This window comes from Rhizobium centroccidentale (genome assembly GCF_030182565.1).
GTDB lineage: Bacteria > Pseudomonadota > Alphaproteobacteria > Rhizobiales > Rhizobiaceae > Rhizobium.
Genome location: NZ_JAQJCG010000012.1, coordinates 109,068 through 126,406 on the forward strand (window position 1 = coordinate 109,068; position 17,339 = coordinate 126,406).

The 17,339-nt window shown below is 58.6% G+C and carries 15 protein-coding genes; 6 read left to right on the top strand and 9 right to left on the bottom strand.

The features are described from left to right. Positions 1-23: 23 nt before the first annotated feature. The gene (locus PH562_RS17340) at positions 24-770 is read right to left on the bottom strand and encodes an acetoacetate decarboxylase (protein WP_285174331.1); all 747 of its coding nucleotides are present in this window, start codon (positions 768-770) and stop codon (positions 24-26) included. A gap of 205 nt (positions 771-975) precedes the next feature. On the opposite strand from PH562_RS17340, the gene PH562_RS17345 reads away from it, so the two are divergent. Together PH562_RS17345 and ppk2 are read left to right on the top strand one after the other, a co-directional pair. Next, positions 976-1,764, top strand: a complete 789-nt coding sequence (locus PH562_RS17345; protein ID WP_113228445.1) for a 3-hydroxybutyrate dehydrogenase — start codon at positions 976-978, stop codon at positions 1,762-1,764. Between the two features lie 97 nt (positions 1,765-1,861). Further along, a complete protein-coding gene (gene ppk2 / locus PH562_RS17350) occupies positions 1,862-2,776 on the top strand; it encodes a polyphosphate kinase 2 (protein ID WP_113228446.1) in 915 nt (304 codons plus the stop codon). 101 nt (positions 2,777-2,877) lie between these two features. Here ppk2 and PH562_RS17355 read toward each other — a convergent pair whose 3' ends face one another. Then, positions 2,878-3,657, bottom strand: coding sequence for a class I SAM-dependent methyltransferase (locus tag PH562_RS17355; protein WP_112608611.1), 780 nt, complete (start codon positions 3,655-3,657; stop codon positions 2,878-2,880). 334 nt (positions 3,658-3,991) lie between these two features. Here PH562_RS17355 and PH562_RS17360 point away from each other — a divergent pair, with 334 nt between their 5' ends. Further along, on the top strand, positions 3,992-5,275 hold the full coding sequence (locus PH562_RS17360) for a cystathionine gamma-synthase family protein (RefSeq protein WP_285174332.1): 1,284 nt from the start codon (positions 3,992-3,994) through the stop codon (positions 5,273-5,275). Positions 5,276-5,317: 42 nt separating this feature from the next. Here PH562_RS17360 and PH562_RS17365 read toward each other — a convergent pair whose 3' ends face one another. The 5 genes from PH562_RS17365 to PH562_RS17385 form a co-directional block, all read right to left on the bottom strand. Beyond that, a complete protein-coding gene (locus PH562_RS17365) occupies positions 5,318-5,701 on the bottom strand; it encodes a YybH family protein (RefSeq protein ID WP_285174333.1) in 384 nt (127 codons plus the stop codon). A 202-nt stretch (positions 5,702-5,903) separates the two neighbouring features. After that, the gene (locus tag PH562_RS17370) at positions 5,904-6,680 is read right to left on the bottom strand and encodes a FadR/GntR family transcriptional regulator (protein ID WP_113228449.1); all 777 of its coding nucleotides are present in this window, start codon (positions 6,678-6,680) and stop codon (positions 5,904-5,906) included. A 119-nt stretch (positions 6,681-6,799) separates the two neighbouring features. Further along, the gene (gene araH, locus PH562_RS17375) at positions 6,800-7,756 is read right to left on the bottom strand and encodes an L-arabinose ABC transporter permease AraH (protein ID WP_285174334.1); all 957 of its coding nucleotides are present in this window, start codon (positions 7,754-7,756) and stop codon (positions 6,800-6,802) included. A 16-nt stretch (positions 7,757-7,772) separates the two neighbouring features. After that, positions 7,773-9,278 (bottom strand): L-arabinose ABC transporter ATP-binding protein AraG, encoded by a 1,506-nt coding sequence (gene araG, locus PH562_RS17380; RefSeq protein WP_285174335.1) that lies wholly within the window; start codon positions 9,276-9,278, stop codon positions 7,773-7,775. A 71-nt stretch (positions 9,279-9,349) separates the two neighbouring features. Continuing rightward, complete coding sequence (locus PH562_RS17385; protein WP_285174336.1) at positions 9,350-10,333, bottom strand: arabinose ABC transporter substrate-binding protein; 984 nt, start codon at positions 10,331-10,333, stop codon at positions 9,350-9,352. A gap of 379 nt (positions 10,334-10,712) precedes the next feature. Between PH562_RS17385 and PH562_RS17390 the strand changes: the two genes are divergently transcribed. Then, positions 10,713-11,606, top strand: a complete 894-nt coding sequence (locus tag PH562_RS17390) for an aldose 1-epimerase (RefSeq protein ID WP_285174337.1) — start codon at positions 10,713-10,715, stop codon at positions 11,604-11,606. Positions 11,607-11,659: 53 nt separating this feature from the next. After that, positions 11,660-12,436: an SDR family oxidoreductase gene (locus PH562_RS17395; RefSeq protein WP_285174338.1), complete on the top strand. Its 777-nt coding sequence runs from the start codon at positions 11,660-11,662 to the stop codon at positions 12,434-12,436. Between the two features lie 17 nt (positions 12,437-12,453). Here the strand turns inward: PH562_RS17395 and PH562_RS17400 are convergent, their stop codons facing one another. Both PH562_RS17400 and PH562_RS17405 read right to left on the bottom strand, forming a co-directional pair. After that, the gene (locus PH562_RS17400; protein ID WP_285174339.1) at positions 12,454-14,658 is read right to left on the bottom strand and encodes a DUF1217 domain-containing protein; all 2,205 of its coding nucleotides are present in this window, start codon (positions 14,656-14,658) and stop codon (positions 12,454-12,456) included. Positions 14,659-14,796: 138 nt separating this feature from the next. After that, positions 14,797-15,804, bottom strand: a complete 1,008-nt coding sequence (locus tag PH562_RS17405) for a LacI family DNA-binding transcriptional regulator (protein ID WP_285174340.1) — start codon at positions 15,802-15,804, stop codon at positions 14,797-14,799. Positions 15,805-16,007: 203 nt separating this feature from the next. On the opposite strand from PH562_RS17405, the gene PH562_RS17410 reads away from it, so the two are divergent. Further along, a complete protein-coding gene (locus PH562_RS17410) occupies positions 16,008-17,327 on the top strand; it encodes an alpha-L-fucosidase (protein WP_285174341.1) in 1,320 nt (439 codons plus the stop codon). Positions 17,328-17,339 lie beyond the last annotated feature (12 nt).

Genomic DNA, 17,339 nt, shown 5'->3' on the forward strand with positions numbered 1-17,339 from the left:
CATGAAATGAAAATAGGATGCGGCTATCTGCGCTCGGCGAGATAGTCGTGAACGACTTCGCCGAGGCCGAGCGTCAGATCGGCGGTGAAATGAACCGCGGAAACCACTTCCAGCACAGGCAGCCGCGCGACATCGGCCATGACATGCGGCCTGAGATCGAGGGCGGCAGGCGAAGTCCAGGCTTCCTTGATGGTGATATCGGTCAGATAGTAACGCACCAGCTCGCAGATGCGCGGGGTGGCGTCGACATGCGGCACGATCTTGATCAGGAAATTCGGCTCCGAGAGAGCGGACAAAAGCGGTCCCTGGTCGACCGGCTTGTGCTTGTAGCCCATCGTCCCCGTAGCACAGAGGACACTACCGTAATGCAGCGTGCCGACGATGACCTCGCCCTCGTTGACGATCTTCGGATTGGCGAGCTTCTTCGGAAAGCCCCAGATCTCGCGGCCACCGGTGATCGGCGCATCGTCGTCGAGATACATGGAGTGAACATAGCCGCCCTTCTGCCCGCGATAGGTAACCGGGATGACCTGCCCGGTCTCGGTATAATCGCCGAAGCCGGTGGAATCCGGCATGCGGATGAATTCGTATTTCACCAGCGGCTCGTCGATTTCGAGCGGCGCGGGCACGACGGCCTCAAGCGCCTCGCGCGAGGTCCGGTAGGTGATGATGATATATTCGCGATCGAAGAACCGATAGGGTCCTGGAGGATAGGAGGGGTTGGTCAGCGGCATCGCATAGGCATGCTTGAGAATGTCTTCGACCTTCATCGTATATTCCGTCGTTGGAGGAAATCGCCGGTACCGGAGCGAAAACTTGCACGGTTGCATGACAGTGAAGTGTCAGCTGTCGAAGGGTTGCGGCGAGAGGCGAAACCGCACTGTTATCAAAGCGACATACGAGGCTGGCAGTGTGCGCTCATCTCAGCCTTTTTCATTTACTCAACCATGTCATAGACATTGCAGGAGTTGCATCATGGGTTCGTTGACTTCGAAGAATGCGCTGGTCACCGGTTCGACGAGCGGTATCGGGCTTGCGATCGCCCGCGCCTTTGCCGCCGAGGGCGCGAATGTGACGATCAACGGCCTTGGCGATGCCGATGCGATCGAAAAGGAACGCGCTGGCATCGAAGCCGATTTCGGCGTGAAGTGCCGCTACTCCGCCGCCAACATGATGAATGGCGAAGAAGTGACATCCATGGTGCGTGAAGCCGAGGAAGCCTTCGGTAGCCTCGATATTCTCGTCAACAATGCCGGTATCCAGTTCGTGGCTCCGATCGAAGAGTTTCCCGACGACAAGTGGGAAGCGATCATCCGCATCAATCTGCTTGCCGCCTTCTACGCCATCAAGGCCGCCATCCCCGGCATGAAGGCACGCAAATGGGGCCGCATCATCAATACGTCCTCGGCGCATGCCCTCGTCGCCTCGCCTTTCAAGTCTGCCTATGTCTCGGCCAAGCACGGCATTACCGGCCTCACCAAGACCATCGCTCTCGAGGCCGCTCAGAATGGCGTGACTGTCAACTCCATCGCGCCCGGCTATGTCTGGACGCCGCTCGTCGAGAAGCAGATCCCCGAGACCATGAAGGCACGCAACATGACCGAAGAGCAGGTCAAGCATGACGTGCTTTTGGCCGCCCAGCCGACGAAGGAATTCGTGACCGTCGACGAAGTGGCTGCCATTGCTGTCTTTCTCTGCGGCGATGCCGCCAAGCAGATTACCGGCACGACGCTTTCCGTCGACGGCGGCTGGACTGCCGAATAATACCGAAGCCACGGCCGGCACATGCTTGAGCCGGGTGCCGGCTCTCTGCAGCCCCAGGATTGCGGAGACAAGATGAAAATAGCGCAGGAGGCACACAATGACCGAAGAGAACCAGGACCCGCTCAGCCGCATCAAGGATGAGATCGTCGACAGCTTCGACGAAGAGCTGGAGATGCAGCTCGAAGAGGATCGGCTCGACGAGCTGGTCGCCGAAGGCCTCATCAGCGAGAGCGAGGCGACGCTTGACCGGCGGGTCTATTTCCGCGAGCTTTTCCGCCTCCAGCATGAGCTCGTGCGCCTGCAGGATTGGGTGCAATACAAGAAACTCAAGGTCGTCGTGCTGTTCGAGGGCCGCGATTCCGCCGGCAAGGGCGGCGCCATCAAGCGTGTCACCCAGCGCCTCAACCCGCGCGTCTGCCGCGTGGTCGCACTCCCCGCTCCGACCGAACGCGAGCGGCACCAGTGGTATTTCCAACGCTATGCCGCCCACCTGCCGACGGCAGGCGAAATGGTGCTGTTCGATCGCAGCTGGTATAACCGCGCCGGTGTCGAACGCGTCATGGGCTTCTGCTCGCCTGAGGAGCTGGAAGAGTTCTTCCGCTCCGTGCCGGATTTCGAGCGCATGCTGGTTCGCTCCGGCATCATTCTTCTGAAATACTGGTTCTCGATCACCGACGAGGAGCAGGAATTCCGCTTCAACATGCGCATTCAGGACCCGCTGAAGCAGTGGAAGCTTTCACCGATGGATCTGCAGAGCCGCGTGCATTGGGAAGAATACACCAAGGCCAAGGAAGAGATGTTGGAGCGCACCCATATTCCGGAAGCGCCGTGGTGGGTCGTCCATGCCGTCGACAAGAAGAAGGCGCGCCTCAACTGCATCGCCCATCTTCTGGGCCAGATCCCCTACGAAAGCGTACCGAAGCCGGAAATCGTGCTGCCGGAACGCATGCGCAATGCAGACTATCACCGTACGCCGGTCCCGCCGGAGATGTATGTGCCCGAAATCTACTGATCAGGGACCGATGAGGGGTCCGCCTCCGGCAGGCCCCTCGAATTACTTGAAAAACGAAATCGCGCTAATTCCGCCAACCGGCAAGCCGGGCCGGCTCAAGGTCAGGCTGAGCGATAGGCCCATTCGGATATGGCGCCCAAGCCCAGCCGCCGCAAGAGCTCATAGGCAACCCTCCGGTTGATAGGATCGTGCAGCCTGAGGACTTTCGAGCCAAGAAAATCCATCTCGGCATGCTCGAACGGCAGGAGATGTCGTGCCCTGCCAAGCGCGGCTCGATAGAACTCATGAAAATCCCGCCGGCAGACGTAGGTCTTATACTTCGTCATGCAGAAGGCGGCAAAGGTATCGCTGTTTCTGCGCAGAAAATCCGAAACGCCGACCGTGACCTCCGGCCAGGCCGGATTGAACGTATCGTCGAAGGCGATGATGCCGTGATCGGCCAGTACGCTCTTCGCCAACCGGCTGTCGGCAACGATGTGGCGAAGCAAATGTCCTCCATCGATACTGAAAAAGCGAACCTGCCCAACCCTATCGATGATGGCCTGCGGATCGAGCCCAGTGCTATCGCCTGTTATGACAAGGTCCTCATCAACGGGGATGCCGAGGGATCTTCCGTTGTCGAGAAAGCGTTGATATTGCGCACCATCCGCTTCTATGTCGAAAAGGTCGATTGCAAGCACATTGTCGTCGGGTGCACTGATCTTGCGCAGCAAAAAATACGACCGCCCGTAATAGACCCCGATTTCGGCGAGGCCGCCGTAAAGTTTCTCCTGTCTTTGCTTTTCGATCAACGACAGAAAGACAAGCGCATCTGGCGGATCGATATAACCATCGATTTTCTGAAGATCACGAAACACAAATTTTCGAACGCCCGATTTCAAATGTAAACCTCATTGGTTTTCTTCATGCATTTCGCCTCCGAGCCTGCTCATCGGTTAGGACTGGTCGATTAAGAAACGCCCCATTTCTGCATGACCGCTACAGCGAAGCCGGAAGCTCTCGAAAATTGGGGTGGTAGGGCGTCACGGCGAGCGCCACTCACGGATATAGCGACCTTTCTGTCGTATTCCGGATAGTCATGCGCTAGTTGGATAGTCCAACCTATATTGGGCCAGTACCGAAACCGCATCGCAGATGATGACGAATTGCGAGCCGGCATCCTAAGTGATGTATAATGTGAGTCTAAAATTCACATCATCGGCCGAGGAGACCGTCATGACTGCGCCGCATCCGTCCAAAACGCATATCGGCAACCACCCCCTCCATCCCGAAACACAGATGCTGAATTACGGCTATGACCCTGAGCTCTCCGAGGGCGCGGTCAAACCGCCTGTTTTCCTGACCTCGACCTTCGTCTTCAAATCGGCAGAGGACGGGCGCGATTTCTTCAATTACATCTCCGGCCGCACCGAGCCGCCGGCGGGCACGGGGGTGGGTCTCGTCTATTCACGCTTCAACCACCCGAACAGCGAAATCGTCGAGGATCGCCTTGCTGTCTACGAAAAGGCGGAAAGCAGCGCGCTGTTTTCCTCCGGCATGTCGGCCATCGCGACAACCCTTCTCACCTTCGCGCGACCGGGCGATGCGATCCTGCATTCGCAGCCGCTCTATGGCGGCACGGAAACGCTGGTCGCCAAGACATTCCTCAATCTCGGAGTAGCCGCCGTCGGCTTCGCCGATGGCGTCAACGAAAACTCGGTGAGGGCAGCAGCCGAGGAGGCCATGGCCAAAGGCCGTGTCTCGGTCATTCTCGTGGAAACGCCTGCCAACCCCACGAACAGCCTCGTCGATATCGCCATGATCCGCCGCATTGCCGATGCGATCGGCAAGAGGCAAGGACACACGCCGATCATCGCCTGCGACAACACGCTGCTCGGCCCGGTCTTTCAGCGGCCGATCGAGCACGGGGCCGATATCTCCCTCTATTCGCTGACCAAATATGTCGGCGGCCATTCCGATCTGATCGCGGGCGCCGCCCTCGGCTCAAAAGCCGTCATCAAACAGGTGAAGGCGCTGCGCGGAGCGATCGGCACTCAGCTCGATCCGCATTCCTGCTGGATGCTCGGCCGGTCGCTGGAAACGCTGCAGATCCGCATGGAGCGGGCAAACAGCAACGCCCTGGCGGTCGCCGATTTCCTGCGGGATCATCCGAAGGTCGAGCAGATCCATTACCTGCCCTACACGGATCCGTCCTCGGCAACGGGCCGTACCTTCGCCGCCCAGTGCAGCGGTGCGGGCTCCACCTTCTCCTTCGACATCAAGGGTGGCCAGCCGGCATCGTTCAAATTCCTGAACGCGCTGCAGATCTTCAAGCTCGCCGTCAGCCTCGGCGGCACGGAATCACTCGCTTCCCATCCGGCAACGACAACGCATTCCGGCGTGCCTGTGGATGTGCGCCACCGCATCGGCGTGCTGGAATCGACGATCCGCCTGTCGATCGGGATCGAACATCCCGACGATCTGATTGCCGATCTGGCAGCCGCGCTCGAAGTTGCATGATGGAAATCCCGCGATCTACGGCGCGGATGAACGCTGCAACGATCAGCTGTGCACGGTCAGAAGGTTCGCATCCCGCGCAAGGCGCCACTGGCCATCGGCTTCCTTGCGCAGAAGCGTGAGTGTGTAACCCGATTGATTGATGGCATCGGCACCAGGCGACGTCATCGTGATGTCGATGTGGTTGCGAATGAAGGCCCAGTCGCCGAGCACCCGCAATTCGACGATCTCGCTGGAGCCATCCATCTTCACGCCGTCCTTGCCCTTGGAGGCCGCGGCGAAGGCTTGCTTGCCAAACGGCTCTCGGCCCGGCACCATGAAGACGACATCATCAGTCATCAGCCCTAAAACGGTTGCCGCATCGCCCGCCTTGCTCGCGGCGATCCAGGTTTCCACGACTTTCCGGATTGCCTTTTCATCCTCCGTCATTCCGAATCTCCTCCATAGGCAGCCCCGCCTTGCAACAGCGGCTGCGTTTCAACTCATGAGGCGAGAACTATTGGACGGAGAAAGTCGGCATCGCGCATGCTTAATCATCCGGCCAGGTTTAATATCCGAGTTAACAATATAGTGCGCTCCGTCATGCCGGACATAGCGGATAGCGAGACTTCCTTGCCGCAGACGAACCGGCCTATTCCGACCCGTCCTTCGGCTTGGCAGCACGCAGGGCGTCGCTAAGTTCCATTCTGGCCGTTCCGATCAGCTGTTCCATGGCAAAACGTGCTGCATCGGGCCGGCGCATGCGGATCGCATCTAGGACATCCTGATGGCGCGCGATCGCGTAATCATGCGACTGGCTGGCCCGATTGGTCAGGCGAAAACTCGCGAGCAAAGCGGCGCGGATCGCAGTAGCGAACTGGCGGAAAACCCAGTTACCGCTCGCATTGATGATGGCGGTATGAAATTCCAGATCCGCCTGGCTCCATGCCTCGTTGTCGCGGGCATTGGCGGCGACCATATCCTCGAAGGCCTCGGCAATCTGTGCGAGCTGCTTGGCCGTGGCATTGGCAGCCGCCTGTGCGGCAGCGGCGGGTTCCAGCACTTGCCGCGCATCGAGCAGGGAATCGTAGAAGCTGCGGTCGTTGCTGAGTGCCAGGGTCGCATCGAGAACCAGCGGGTCCAGATAGTTCCAGTTCTCTCGTGGCAGGACCGTGGTGCCGGCGCGAGTGCGCGAGCGAACCATCCCCAGCGCCGACAAATATTGCATGGCTTCGCGCAAGCTGGTGCGGCTGACGCCGTAAACCTCCGAAAGCTCAGCCTCGTTGGGAAGAATCGAGCCCTCGGCAAGAGCACCGGAGACGATCTGGCCGATGAGCTTCTTCAACAGCTCCTCGCGCACGGTACGCCTTCCCTGCTCGGGCGCGGCCCCGGCCTGCGTCGTCCGTAAAGACCCCAAACGCGTACTCATCCCTAGCACTCCCTTCCGCTGGCCCGTCAGCGATCATGAGCGGCACTACGCCCCGGCATCAATGCGCAACTGCAAGCCCGACAAACTTCTCCCCAAACTTCTCCTGGGAAATCCGACCGTTACAAGCGACTGCCACGCCCTGCCGCCGACGACCGCAGATTGTCCAACAGAACGGCAAGCAGCAGAATGCAGCCGCGCACGAGATATTGATAGAAGGCCTGGATATTGAGCAGGTTCATGACGTTCTCGGCGATACCCATGATGAGGACACCGACGATCACGCCGGTCATCGCTGCGCGGCCGCCCGCAAGCGACACACCGCCAAGCACGCATGCCGAGATGACGGAGAGCTCGAGCCCGGTTGCCGCGTTCGGCTGGCCCGAAGTGATGCGCGAGGCAAGCAGAATGCCGGCAATGGCGCAGACAAGACCCTGCAAGGCAAAGATCCAGATCCGCATGTTGACGACATTGACGCCGGCAAGACGCGATGCCTCGGGATTGCCACCGATCGCAAGCGTGTTCTTGCCGAAAACAGTGCGGTTGAGCGTGAAGCCGAAGATGATGAAGAGCAGCACCATGATCCAGATCGGCGTCGGCACCGTCAGCAAGCGCGACAGCGCCAGCTGGTAAAAAGCCGGATCGTTGATGCCGACGGCGCGGCCATCAGACGCGATCAAGGCGAGGCCACGCACGATCTGCATCGTCGCAAGCGTGGTAATCAGCGCATTGATGCGGAACTTGGCGATGACGACGCCATTGACGACGCCGACGACGCTGCCGCAGATCAGTGCGGCGAGCAGGCCGAGCGGAATGGAGCCGGTGGAGTTCGACACCATGACGGCGATCATGCCCGAAAAGGCGACCGTCGAGCCGACCGAGAGATCGAAGTCGCGCGAGGCCAGGCAGAACATCATCGTGCACGCGACGATGCCGATCGTCACCACCGACTGCAGCAGACCGAGCATGTTGCGCTCCGTCAGGAAGCTCGGCACAAAGAGCGAGACGATCACGAAGGCGATCGCGAAGATCACCACGAGGCCCTGTTCGCCGAGGAGAATTTTTTTCAACGAATTCATCACTACTATTCCTGAATTAGATCGTGCCGGCGGCATTCTTGTCGGGCAGGGCTGCAGTCAGAATGGCCCGTTCGTCGAAATCGGCGCGAGCGACATCGGCGGCGACGCGTCCCTGGCACATGACCATGATGCGATCGGAAATGCCCATGACCTCGGGAAGCTCGCTGGAGATGACGACGATCGCCATACCGCCTGCCGCAAGCTCGTAGAGAATTTCATAGATTTCCGACTTGGCGCCGACATCGATGCCGCGCGTCGGCTCGTCGATGACGAGAACTTTGACACCCTGCTCCGAAAGCCAGCGGCCAAGAATGACCTTCTGCTGGTTGCCGCCCGAGAGATTGACGATATCCTGCTTGCGCGAGGGCGTACGGACCCTGAGCTTGGCGATGAACTGATCGGCGACCGAGGCTTCCTTCTTCGGATTGAGGATGCCGAAGGGCGAAAAATGCCGGCGCGAGGAAATGGCGATATTTTCCTCGATCGATCGCCCCTGAATGATACCGTCGAACTTGCGGTCTTCCGGGCACAGAACCATGCCGGCGCTGATGGCAGCCTTCGGATTATTGGGCGAAACGGCAACGCCGTCGATCAAGACGCTGCCCTGGTGGCGATGATCGGCGCCATAGAGAAGGCGGGCCAACTCGCTTCTTCCGGCGCCGATGAGACCGAAAAAGCCGAGGATTTCGCCTCTGCGCACCCAGAAGCTGGCGGGATTGCGCAGCTTCGAACCCGAGAGCTCCTTGGCTTCGAGACGTACCTCGCCGAGCGGACGTTCGCGCCAGCCCCAGATATTGCTGATCTCACGGCCGACCATCTGCGAAATGATCTGCTCGCGCGTCGTATCGGCGATCTTTGGATGATGCGCCGCGAGCTTGCCGTCGCGCAGCACGGTGAGGCTGTCGCAGAGCCGGAAGATCTCATCCAGGCGATGCGAGACATAGAGGATGACGGTGCCGTTGGCTCTCAACCGGTCGATCAAGGAAAACAGGATTTCGCTTTCACGTGACGAGAGCGAGGAGGTCGGCTCATCGAGCGCGATCACCCGCGCATCGACCATGACGGCCTTGGCGATCTCCACCATCTGGCGCGCGCCGATCGACAGCGAGGACACCTTTGCCGCGGGATCGACATCGATGCCAATTTGCTTGAGCTTGGTGCGAACGGTCTCGATCAGCCTCTTGCCGTCGATCACGCCGGCCTTGCCGGGAAAACGGCCGAGCCAGAGGTTTTCGGCAACCGTCAGTTCCGGCACCAGCTGCAGTTCCTGATGGATGACGATGACGCCGGCATGAAAGGCGTCACGTACGGAGCTGTAATGCTGCTCCACGCCATCGATGACGATGCTGCCGCTATCCGCCGCCTGATCGCCGGAGAGAACCCGGATCAGCGTCGATTTGCCGGCGCCGTTTTCGCCCATCAGCCCGTGTACGGCGCCTCTTTCGACATCGAAAGAGACATCGGACAGTGCCTGGACACCGGGATAGCCCTTGGAAATGCCCTTGAATTCAAGGAAAGCCATGCTTGCTCCATCGAGAGAAGGTCCGGCGGCACTTATGAGGCCGCCGGACGGACATCATCCTGTCTGGATGATCATTCGATGCCGAGATCCTTGCGAACCTTCTCATAGTCGCCGCGCAATGCGAGGGAACCGGAGGTGAGCGTCAGCTTCGGCGGCTCCTTGCTGTTGGCGATCCAGTCATACATGTTGAGCGCCGTCTCATAGCCATGACGCTTCGGCGAGATGATGACAGTTCCGAAGAAGCCGGTCGCGGCGGGCTTCTTGAACTCGTTGATCGCCGAGTCCGCGCCGCCGATGCCGACGCCGATCATGTTCGTTGCGGGAATGCCGACTGATTCCGAGGCACGGACGGCACCGAGCACGGCTTCGTCGTTGAGGCCGAAAGCGACCCAGTATTTGATATCGGCATGCTTGTTGAGAACCGTTGTCGCAGCGTTGAGCGCTGCTTCCGTATCGGTCTTGGCCTGCGGTGCGTCGTAGATATTCACGGCCGGGAAACCCGCCGCCTTCAGAACCGAGATCGCGCCTTCGACGCGGTCGACGGCGGTCGGCAGCTGATCGTAGGACACGCGGATCGCGCCGACATTCTTCATGTCCCAGCCGCGCTTCTTGATCTCGTCGACGATTGCCTGGCCCACGGTCTCGCCGATCTTCGTTGCGGAAATGCCCATATGCGGTACATCTTCGAGCGGCTTGCCCTCGGCATTCACCAGGCGGTCGTCGACGGTCATCAACTTCAGCTGATTGGCAGCCGCTTTGGCAACGATACCGGGGCCGAGCTTGACATCGGGCGTGCAGACGATGAAGCCCTGCGCACCTTGTGCGCCGAGATTGTCGATCGCGGACTGAACCTTCTCGCCATCCTCGGCGCCGATCTTGACGAGGGTGAAGCCCTTCTCCTTGGCCGCCTGATCGGCAAACTTCCACTCATCCTGGAACCAGGGTTCTTCCGGCTGCTTCACGATGAAGCCGATCTTGACGTCCTCCGCGAAAGCAGAGCCGGCCGCCAGAACGGCAAAGGTGCCTGCAAGGATTGCCGCTTTGAAAAAGCGCATGATCTCTCTCCCTTTGTTTTGCGCATCCCCATCCATCTCCCGGGAACCGCTCGATTTCCGTAAGTTATATTGTAATACGAGTCAATTATTTGTATAACAATTAAGCTGCATTTGCAGCCTAAGGACCCGCGACCTTGAATATGAAAAAACATCATACCAGTCAATATTTATGTATGATTATTTGCGTTATTGCAGCGTTGAGCGGTAGCGAGGAGCTCCGCTTGAAATACCACATATGGAGGAATCGCGAGATTTAACGGTAGAAACCTCAGAGATAGTCCAAAATAAATCATATATATATGTTGACATGGAATGAGGCAAATATAGGGTGCCATCCGTTCGGCACCGGCCTTGGTTGTGAGGGGAAGGCAACCGTTTAATGACCATTATCGATTTGCAGGACGGTTCGCTTTCGGCTCGCGTTTCAACCTTCGGCGGCACATTGCTTGATTATGCCTGGACGATGGAAGGCAGCAGAATTGCACTATTGAGACCCGCTCCGAACGATGCGCAGGCGTCCGCCTCCGCCTGCTATCCCCTCGTTCCCTTCGGCAACCGCGTGCGAAACAATCGCTTCGAGTTCGAGGGGCGCGACTACCGGCTCAGGCCGAACACGGCCTCAGATCCTCATTACCTTCACGGCGACGGTTGGCAGGCTGAATGGTCCATCCTCTCCCGCAGCAGCAACGAACTGCAGATCGGCTTTCATCATCGGGAGGGCGATACGCCCTACAATTACGAAGCGAGGCAGATCATCGCTCTGTCATCCGAAGGGCTGATGCTTCACATGAGCGTTGAGAACACCGGCAAGAAGGCGCTGCCCTTCGGGCTTGGCTGGCATCCATACTTCCCGATGACCCCTGAGGCGACGCTCTTTGCGCCGGCGCAGCGATTTTGGACAGAAACGGAAGGCTGGCTTCCGGGAGAACGTACCGAGATTCCGGCCGATCTCGATTTCTCCGCGCCTTCCCCCCTACCCCGCCGCTGGGTCAACAACGGCTTCGAGGGATGGAGCGGTGAGGCGGAGATCGTCTGGCCGGAGAGACATGCAGGCCTGCGCCTGACTGCCGACACGTCGATCAGGCACGCCTTCATCTTCGTCCCCGACACAAACTTCAACCCGGCCTTTCGCCATGACTATTTCTGCTTCGAGCCAATGTCCCACATTGCCAACGGTCACAATCTTCCCGATCTCGGAGATTTGAAAATCCTGCAGCCCGGGGAGACATTTGCAGGATCGATCCGCTTGCAGCCACAGGAATATTCGCGGTAGCCCGCGACCGGCTGACCGCGAGATTTCCGCCCCAGCACAAAGAGGAATACTGGATGTCGAATCGCCTTTCGGGAAAACGGATCTTCATTACCGGAGCCGCGCAGGGGATCGGGCTGGCCATAGCCGAGGCATGCGTGGCCGAAGATGCAAGCATCTTCCTGATCGATCGCGACGAAGCTCTGCTGGAACAGGCTGCGGATAGGCTGAAGGAAGATAGCGCCAATCTCGGCTATCAAGCCGCCGACATCACCGATGCCGAAGCCGTGCGCGCAGCCGTGGCCAGAGCATCCGGCGAAATCGGCGGCATCAATGCGCTCGTCAACAATGCCGGGATCAACGTCTTTGCCGAGCCGTTGCAGACGACGGATGAGGACTGGGAACGTTGCTTTGACATCAATCTCAAAGGCGCCTGGAATTGCTGCCGGTCCGTGCTGTCCGGGATGATCGCCCGTGGCGGTGGCGTCATACTCAACATCGCCTCGACCCACGCCTTCACGATCATTCCGCATACCTTCCCCTACCCGCTTGCCAAGCATGCGCTTCTTGGCATGACCAAATCGCTGGGGATCGAATATGCCTCGAAGAACGTGCGCGTGAACGCGCTCGCGCCCGGCTATGTCGCAACGCAGAAGGCCATCGATTACTGGAACAGTTTCCCCGATCCAGAAAAGGCCAAGACCGAGACGATGAAACTGCATCCGGGCGGCCGCATCGCCACGCCTCACGAAATCGCCATGGCAGCAGTCTTCATGGTCTCGGACGAGTGTCCCTTCATGAATGCCGCCTGCCTGACCGTGGACGGGGGCCTGAGCGTGTTGCAGCATCAATAGTATCGCAAACGAAGAGGCTATCGCGATCTCAGCTGGGCAATCGAGAGCATCAGGTCCGCGCTCATGCCAATCCCCGACCCGCGCGTCAGAATGGCGGATGCAGCAGAGGCCGTATTCCCGCCATTTGCCGCATCATAGACGGCCGAGAAGCGCTTGAGCAGGTTGCTCACCTTGCCGGCATCATGCAAGTCCTTGATCGGGAAAAGCTTTTCAAGCATCGCCGCCTGGCGGGTCACATCCATGTTCGACATGGATGCGGGCAGCGAATAGGTCGTCTTGATCACATTGTAGAGCGCCGGATCCGACATGATATCGTAGACGGAATTGACCTGCGGCGCCTTGCGCTGGAAATAGAGAGCGAGGCGGACGCCTTCGTTGGAGCTCCCCTGCTCCGTCTCCAGGGTCTGATGAAGATAGAGATCGTTAGTGGCGAGACGTGCGCCCTTGTTCTGCCCCTGCTCGATCTTGGCTGTGGTCAGATTTCCCTTGGCGTCGAAATTGAAGACGTTCACCATCGCCTTGAACTGCTGGCCTGCCTGCGTGTTCAAAAAGCCCTTGGCATCCTCGGGATCCGCAGTGAAAGCCTTCTTCAAGGTATTCTTGTCGACCGACTTGGGATCGATATTGTTCGCAACGAGGATAAACTCCGTCAGCTTCTTGTCAGCCAGAAGTTCGTCGACCGTCTTGATCTTGGCGATCGACTTGCTGAATTCGGTCGCTGCGTCCTTCGCATCCTTGACCGCCTTGTCTCGCATCTCGCCGGTCAATCCGAAGGTCTTCGACTTCGAATAGGCGGAAATCAGGCTGTTGATCGAGGTTTGCGACAGCGCCGTGACCGGCGCCCGCAGATTGCCTTTGCTATCAAAATTGAATGCCTTGGCAAGCTCGACGAATCTGTCGTCTTTCAGCGAGTTGACATAGCTCTTGCTGTCATAGGGATCGCTTTCCAGGATCTTGCGCAGCTGATCCCTGGAGACCTCGTTCTTGCCGATCCCAAAGGCGCGAAGCGCCATGTCCTCCACGGTTGGAAGATTCTTGTTCTTGGTGTCGTTGGCGGCAAAGAAGTCCGCGATCGTCTTTATCTCGCCGACCGCGGTCTTGTAGTGTTTTTCGGCATCGCCGAACAGGTTCTGTTTCGCATCTTTCGCCTGGTTCAAATATTTGGCCGAGATGTCGTCGATGGCTTGCTGCGTCTGCGCCGGCTGACCGGCCGGCAGCGTACCATCGGACGCAAACTGAAAGTGCGAAACCATATCCGCCATTCCGGTCACGGCAGCATAGTCGGAGTTCGTGAAAGCAAGATTGAACTGGACCGGAGTGAGCTTGGGATTGAGATTGAATGCCGTCTTGATATAGGAAAACAGCCTGTTGTCGCCGGTGATCTCGCTGAGCGACTGAACCTTCGTGATCGCCTGACGATAGTAATCGTCATTGCTGGTGGCCGCAGCCGGGCTCAACAGGCTCGGGACCATGCTGTCATACCGCGAGATCATGGCCTCCTTCTGCTCCGCCGTCTGCGCAGTCGCACCGGAAAGCGTTCCGTCGGCATTGAAGCTGAACTGCGACGCGATCAGCTTGTATGTCGGCTGCAGCGATGCCGTCGAAAAATTGCTCGCCGTGTTGACGAAGCTGTTAGGGTCGTTGACATCGCTGGTCAGAACCGACTTCAAGAACGCCTTCGAGATATTATCCGGGTTTAAACCATGCGCCCGCAGGATATAGTCCGTCATCCTGCTGCTGTTGACGATATCGCCGACGTTCGACACCTTGTCGATCCAGCTATCGTAGAATTTGCTTTCCTTCTTGGCCAAGGCCGTCTCATTGGCGAAGGATTGCTCATAGAGCCCGATCGTATCGCTCTTCTGCGAATCGCTTTGAGCCGATTGATTTTTTGACGTGCCGCCGAAATTGAAAGCGGCAGCGAATTGACGATAGCGGCTGTCCGTCAGTTTGTTTGCAAAGCTGCTCGTGTCGCTGAGATCGCTGGTCAGGACCTTTTTCATGAAGGCCTTGGCGTAGGTCATGTCCTCGAGGCCATAGGCCTTCACCGCATAGCTATACAGTTTGTAGTCGCTCAGAAACTCATCGACATTCTTAATCTTGCCGATATGCGCATCGTAATATTGCTGGTCGCTTTTGACCGTCGCCTGTTTGGCGATGCGTGCAAGCGTCGATGCCATGTCCTTTGTCGCGGACACGTAGCCGAGATACGTCGAAATCATAGATCGCCCCCACAGCGCAGTTCATCGATATTCGCCCCGCATAAATTATCGCAACCGGACCTTGCGCGAGACTAGATCAGCAATCTGTGCTTTGCCATTCGGTGTGATCAATCTCAGCTACGCCGCGGGCACGGAGCCTTAAATTCTCCGGCAGGAATTGCCCGGAACGAATTTCGGCGTCAGCACGAAATCCTGCGGCGGCTCGACCGCACCTTGCGGATTGGTGATGCGGTGCATCAGGCGTCTAGCGATGATGCCGCCGAGCGCCAGCGTATCCTGGACCACCATGGTGATGCGTGGCGTGATGACGGAGCTCCATTGGACATTGTCGATCATGGCGAGCGAGATGTCTTCGGGACAGCGGAAGCCCAGCTCCTGCATGGCTTGCAGCGCCGAGAGCGCAACGGCGTTATTGGTGCCGAGGATCGCAGTGGGGCGTTCGGGCTGGATCAGCAGACGCATGGCAGCCTCATAGCCGGCTGTGCGCGTGAACTGGCCGTCGACGACGAAATTCGGATTGATGTCCACGCCGGCATTGGCCATCGTATCGGCAAAGCCGCGATATCTCTCCATCGCGGTATGCATATGGCTCGGGCCGGTAATGACGGCGATGCGCCTGTGGCCGAGCTGCAGGAGATGTTCCGTCAGCATCGCCCCGGCCAGATAGTTGTCGGAGCCGACGAAATCGCGCTCGATGCCGGCAACCTTCTGGTCGAAACAGACGATCGGCAGGTTCAGGCCGGCAATGAAGTCGATATAATCCCGATCATGGCCTGACGGCGCAAGTGCGAGGCCTGCGGTCTTCAGGCCGATCAGATGCTCGACCATGGCCCTCTCGCGATCCGTTTTGCCCGAGGAATCGGTGACGACGACGAAGTGCTGATGATCCAGCGCATAATTTTCCAGCTCGCGCCGGATATCCCCGAAAAACGGGTTGCCGACATTTCCGACGATGAAGCCGATCATGCGGCTGCGCCCACGCGCCAAGCTCTGGGCAAGCGGATCGGCAACGAAGCCGACCGCGGCGATCGCCTGACGGATTTTCTCCAGCGTTTTCTGGCTAACGCGCGCCGGATTGCTCAAGGCCAGCGACACCGTCGAGACGGATACGTCAGCGAGTTTGGCGACGTCACGAATGGTGGCCATGAATTTTTCGAACCGTTTCTATCGCCTCAAACCTTCCAATCGAAAGGACTCCCTTCCATGAATCTTTGTCACAAATCTAACATTCGCCGGCCATGAAGCAATATGCGGAAAGAGATTTCAACAGTGCGCTTGACATACTGGGCATGTGGATCAATTATCAAATCGAACCGGTTCGATGAAGCCTTAACACTTGGGAGGATAGTGTGAGCGACGCAGCGATCAGTGGCGGCCAGAATGTGGCCCACGGCAAGGCATGGTTTGGACACGACCGCTTCGGCATGTTCATCCACTTCGGACTTTACGCCCTCGGCGCACGTCACGAATGGCTGAAGAACCGCGAAGAGTTCACCACCGAGGCCTATCAGAAGTATTTCGACAATTTCGACCCCGACCTTTACGACGCCCGCGAATGGGCACGCCGCGCTCGCGAAGCCGGCATGAAATATGTCGTTCTGACCGCGAAGCACCATGAAGGCTTCTGCCTGTGGGACAGCAAGGTCACCGACTACAAAGTTACCAACACACCCTATGGCAAGGACCTAATCGGCCCCTATGTCGAAGCGCTTCGCGCCGAGGGGCTCAAGGTCGGCTTCTATTATTCGCTGCTCGACTGGCACCACCCCGACTTCCCGATCGACGGACATCACCCGCAGCGAAACCATCCCGACGCCGCCAAGCTCAACGAGGGCCGCGACGTCAAGCGTTACGCCAAATACATGCGCGACCAAGTGACCGAGCTTCTGACGAATTTTGGCAAGATCGACGTGATCTGGTTCGATTTCAGCTACCCACAGCGCGTCTACAAGGGCCTGCCGGGCAAGGGCCGAGCCGATTGGGAGAGCGACGACCTGATGAAGCTGGTGCGCCAGCTGCAACCCGATATCATCGTCGGCGACCGCCTCGACTTGCCGCGCGATGCGGATCACATGCCCGAACTCGTCACGCCGGAGCAATATACGCCGCGCGTCGCACCGACCGTTGCGGGCCTGCCGGTACGATGGGAAGCTTGCCACACCTTCAGCGGCTCCTGGGGCTATTATCGCGACGAGACCAGCTGGAAGGATGCCGGCCAGCTCATCAACATCCTGGTCGACACGGTCTCGCTCGGCGGCAATCTGCTGATGAATGTCGGTCCGACCGGCCGCGGCACCTTCGACGCCCGCGCCATCAAGGCGCTCGACACCTATGGCGAATGGCTGCGGCTGAACGGCCGCGCGATCTATGGTGCAGGACCTTCGACCTACAAGGCGCCAAACGGATGCCGCTTCACCCAGAAGGGCAATCGGCTCTACCTGCATATACAGACCTGGCCCTTCCGCCACATCCATATCGAAGGGCTGGGGCGCAAGGTCAAATATGCACAGTTCCTGCACGATGCCAGCGAGCTTCATTGGCTCGACCCGGATGCCGAAGTCGACTCCAATATCGGCGTCGCCGTCGGGGATGGCATTTTGACCCTGGAACTGCCGGTGCTCAAGCCTGACGTCGTCACCCCGGTCATCGAACTGATCCTCAAGGATTAAGGGAGATAGCGA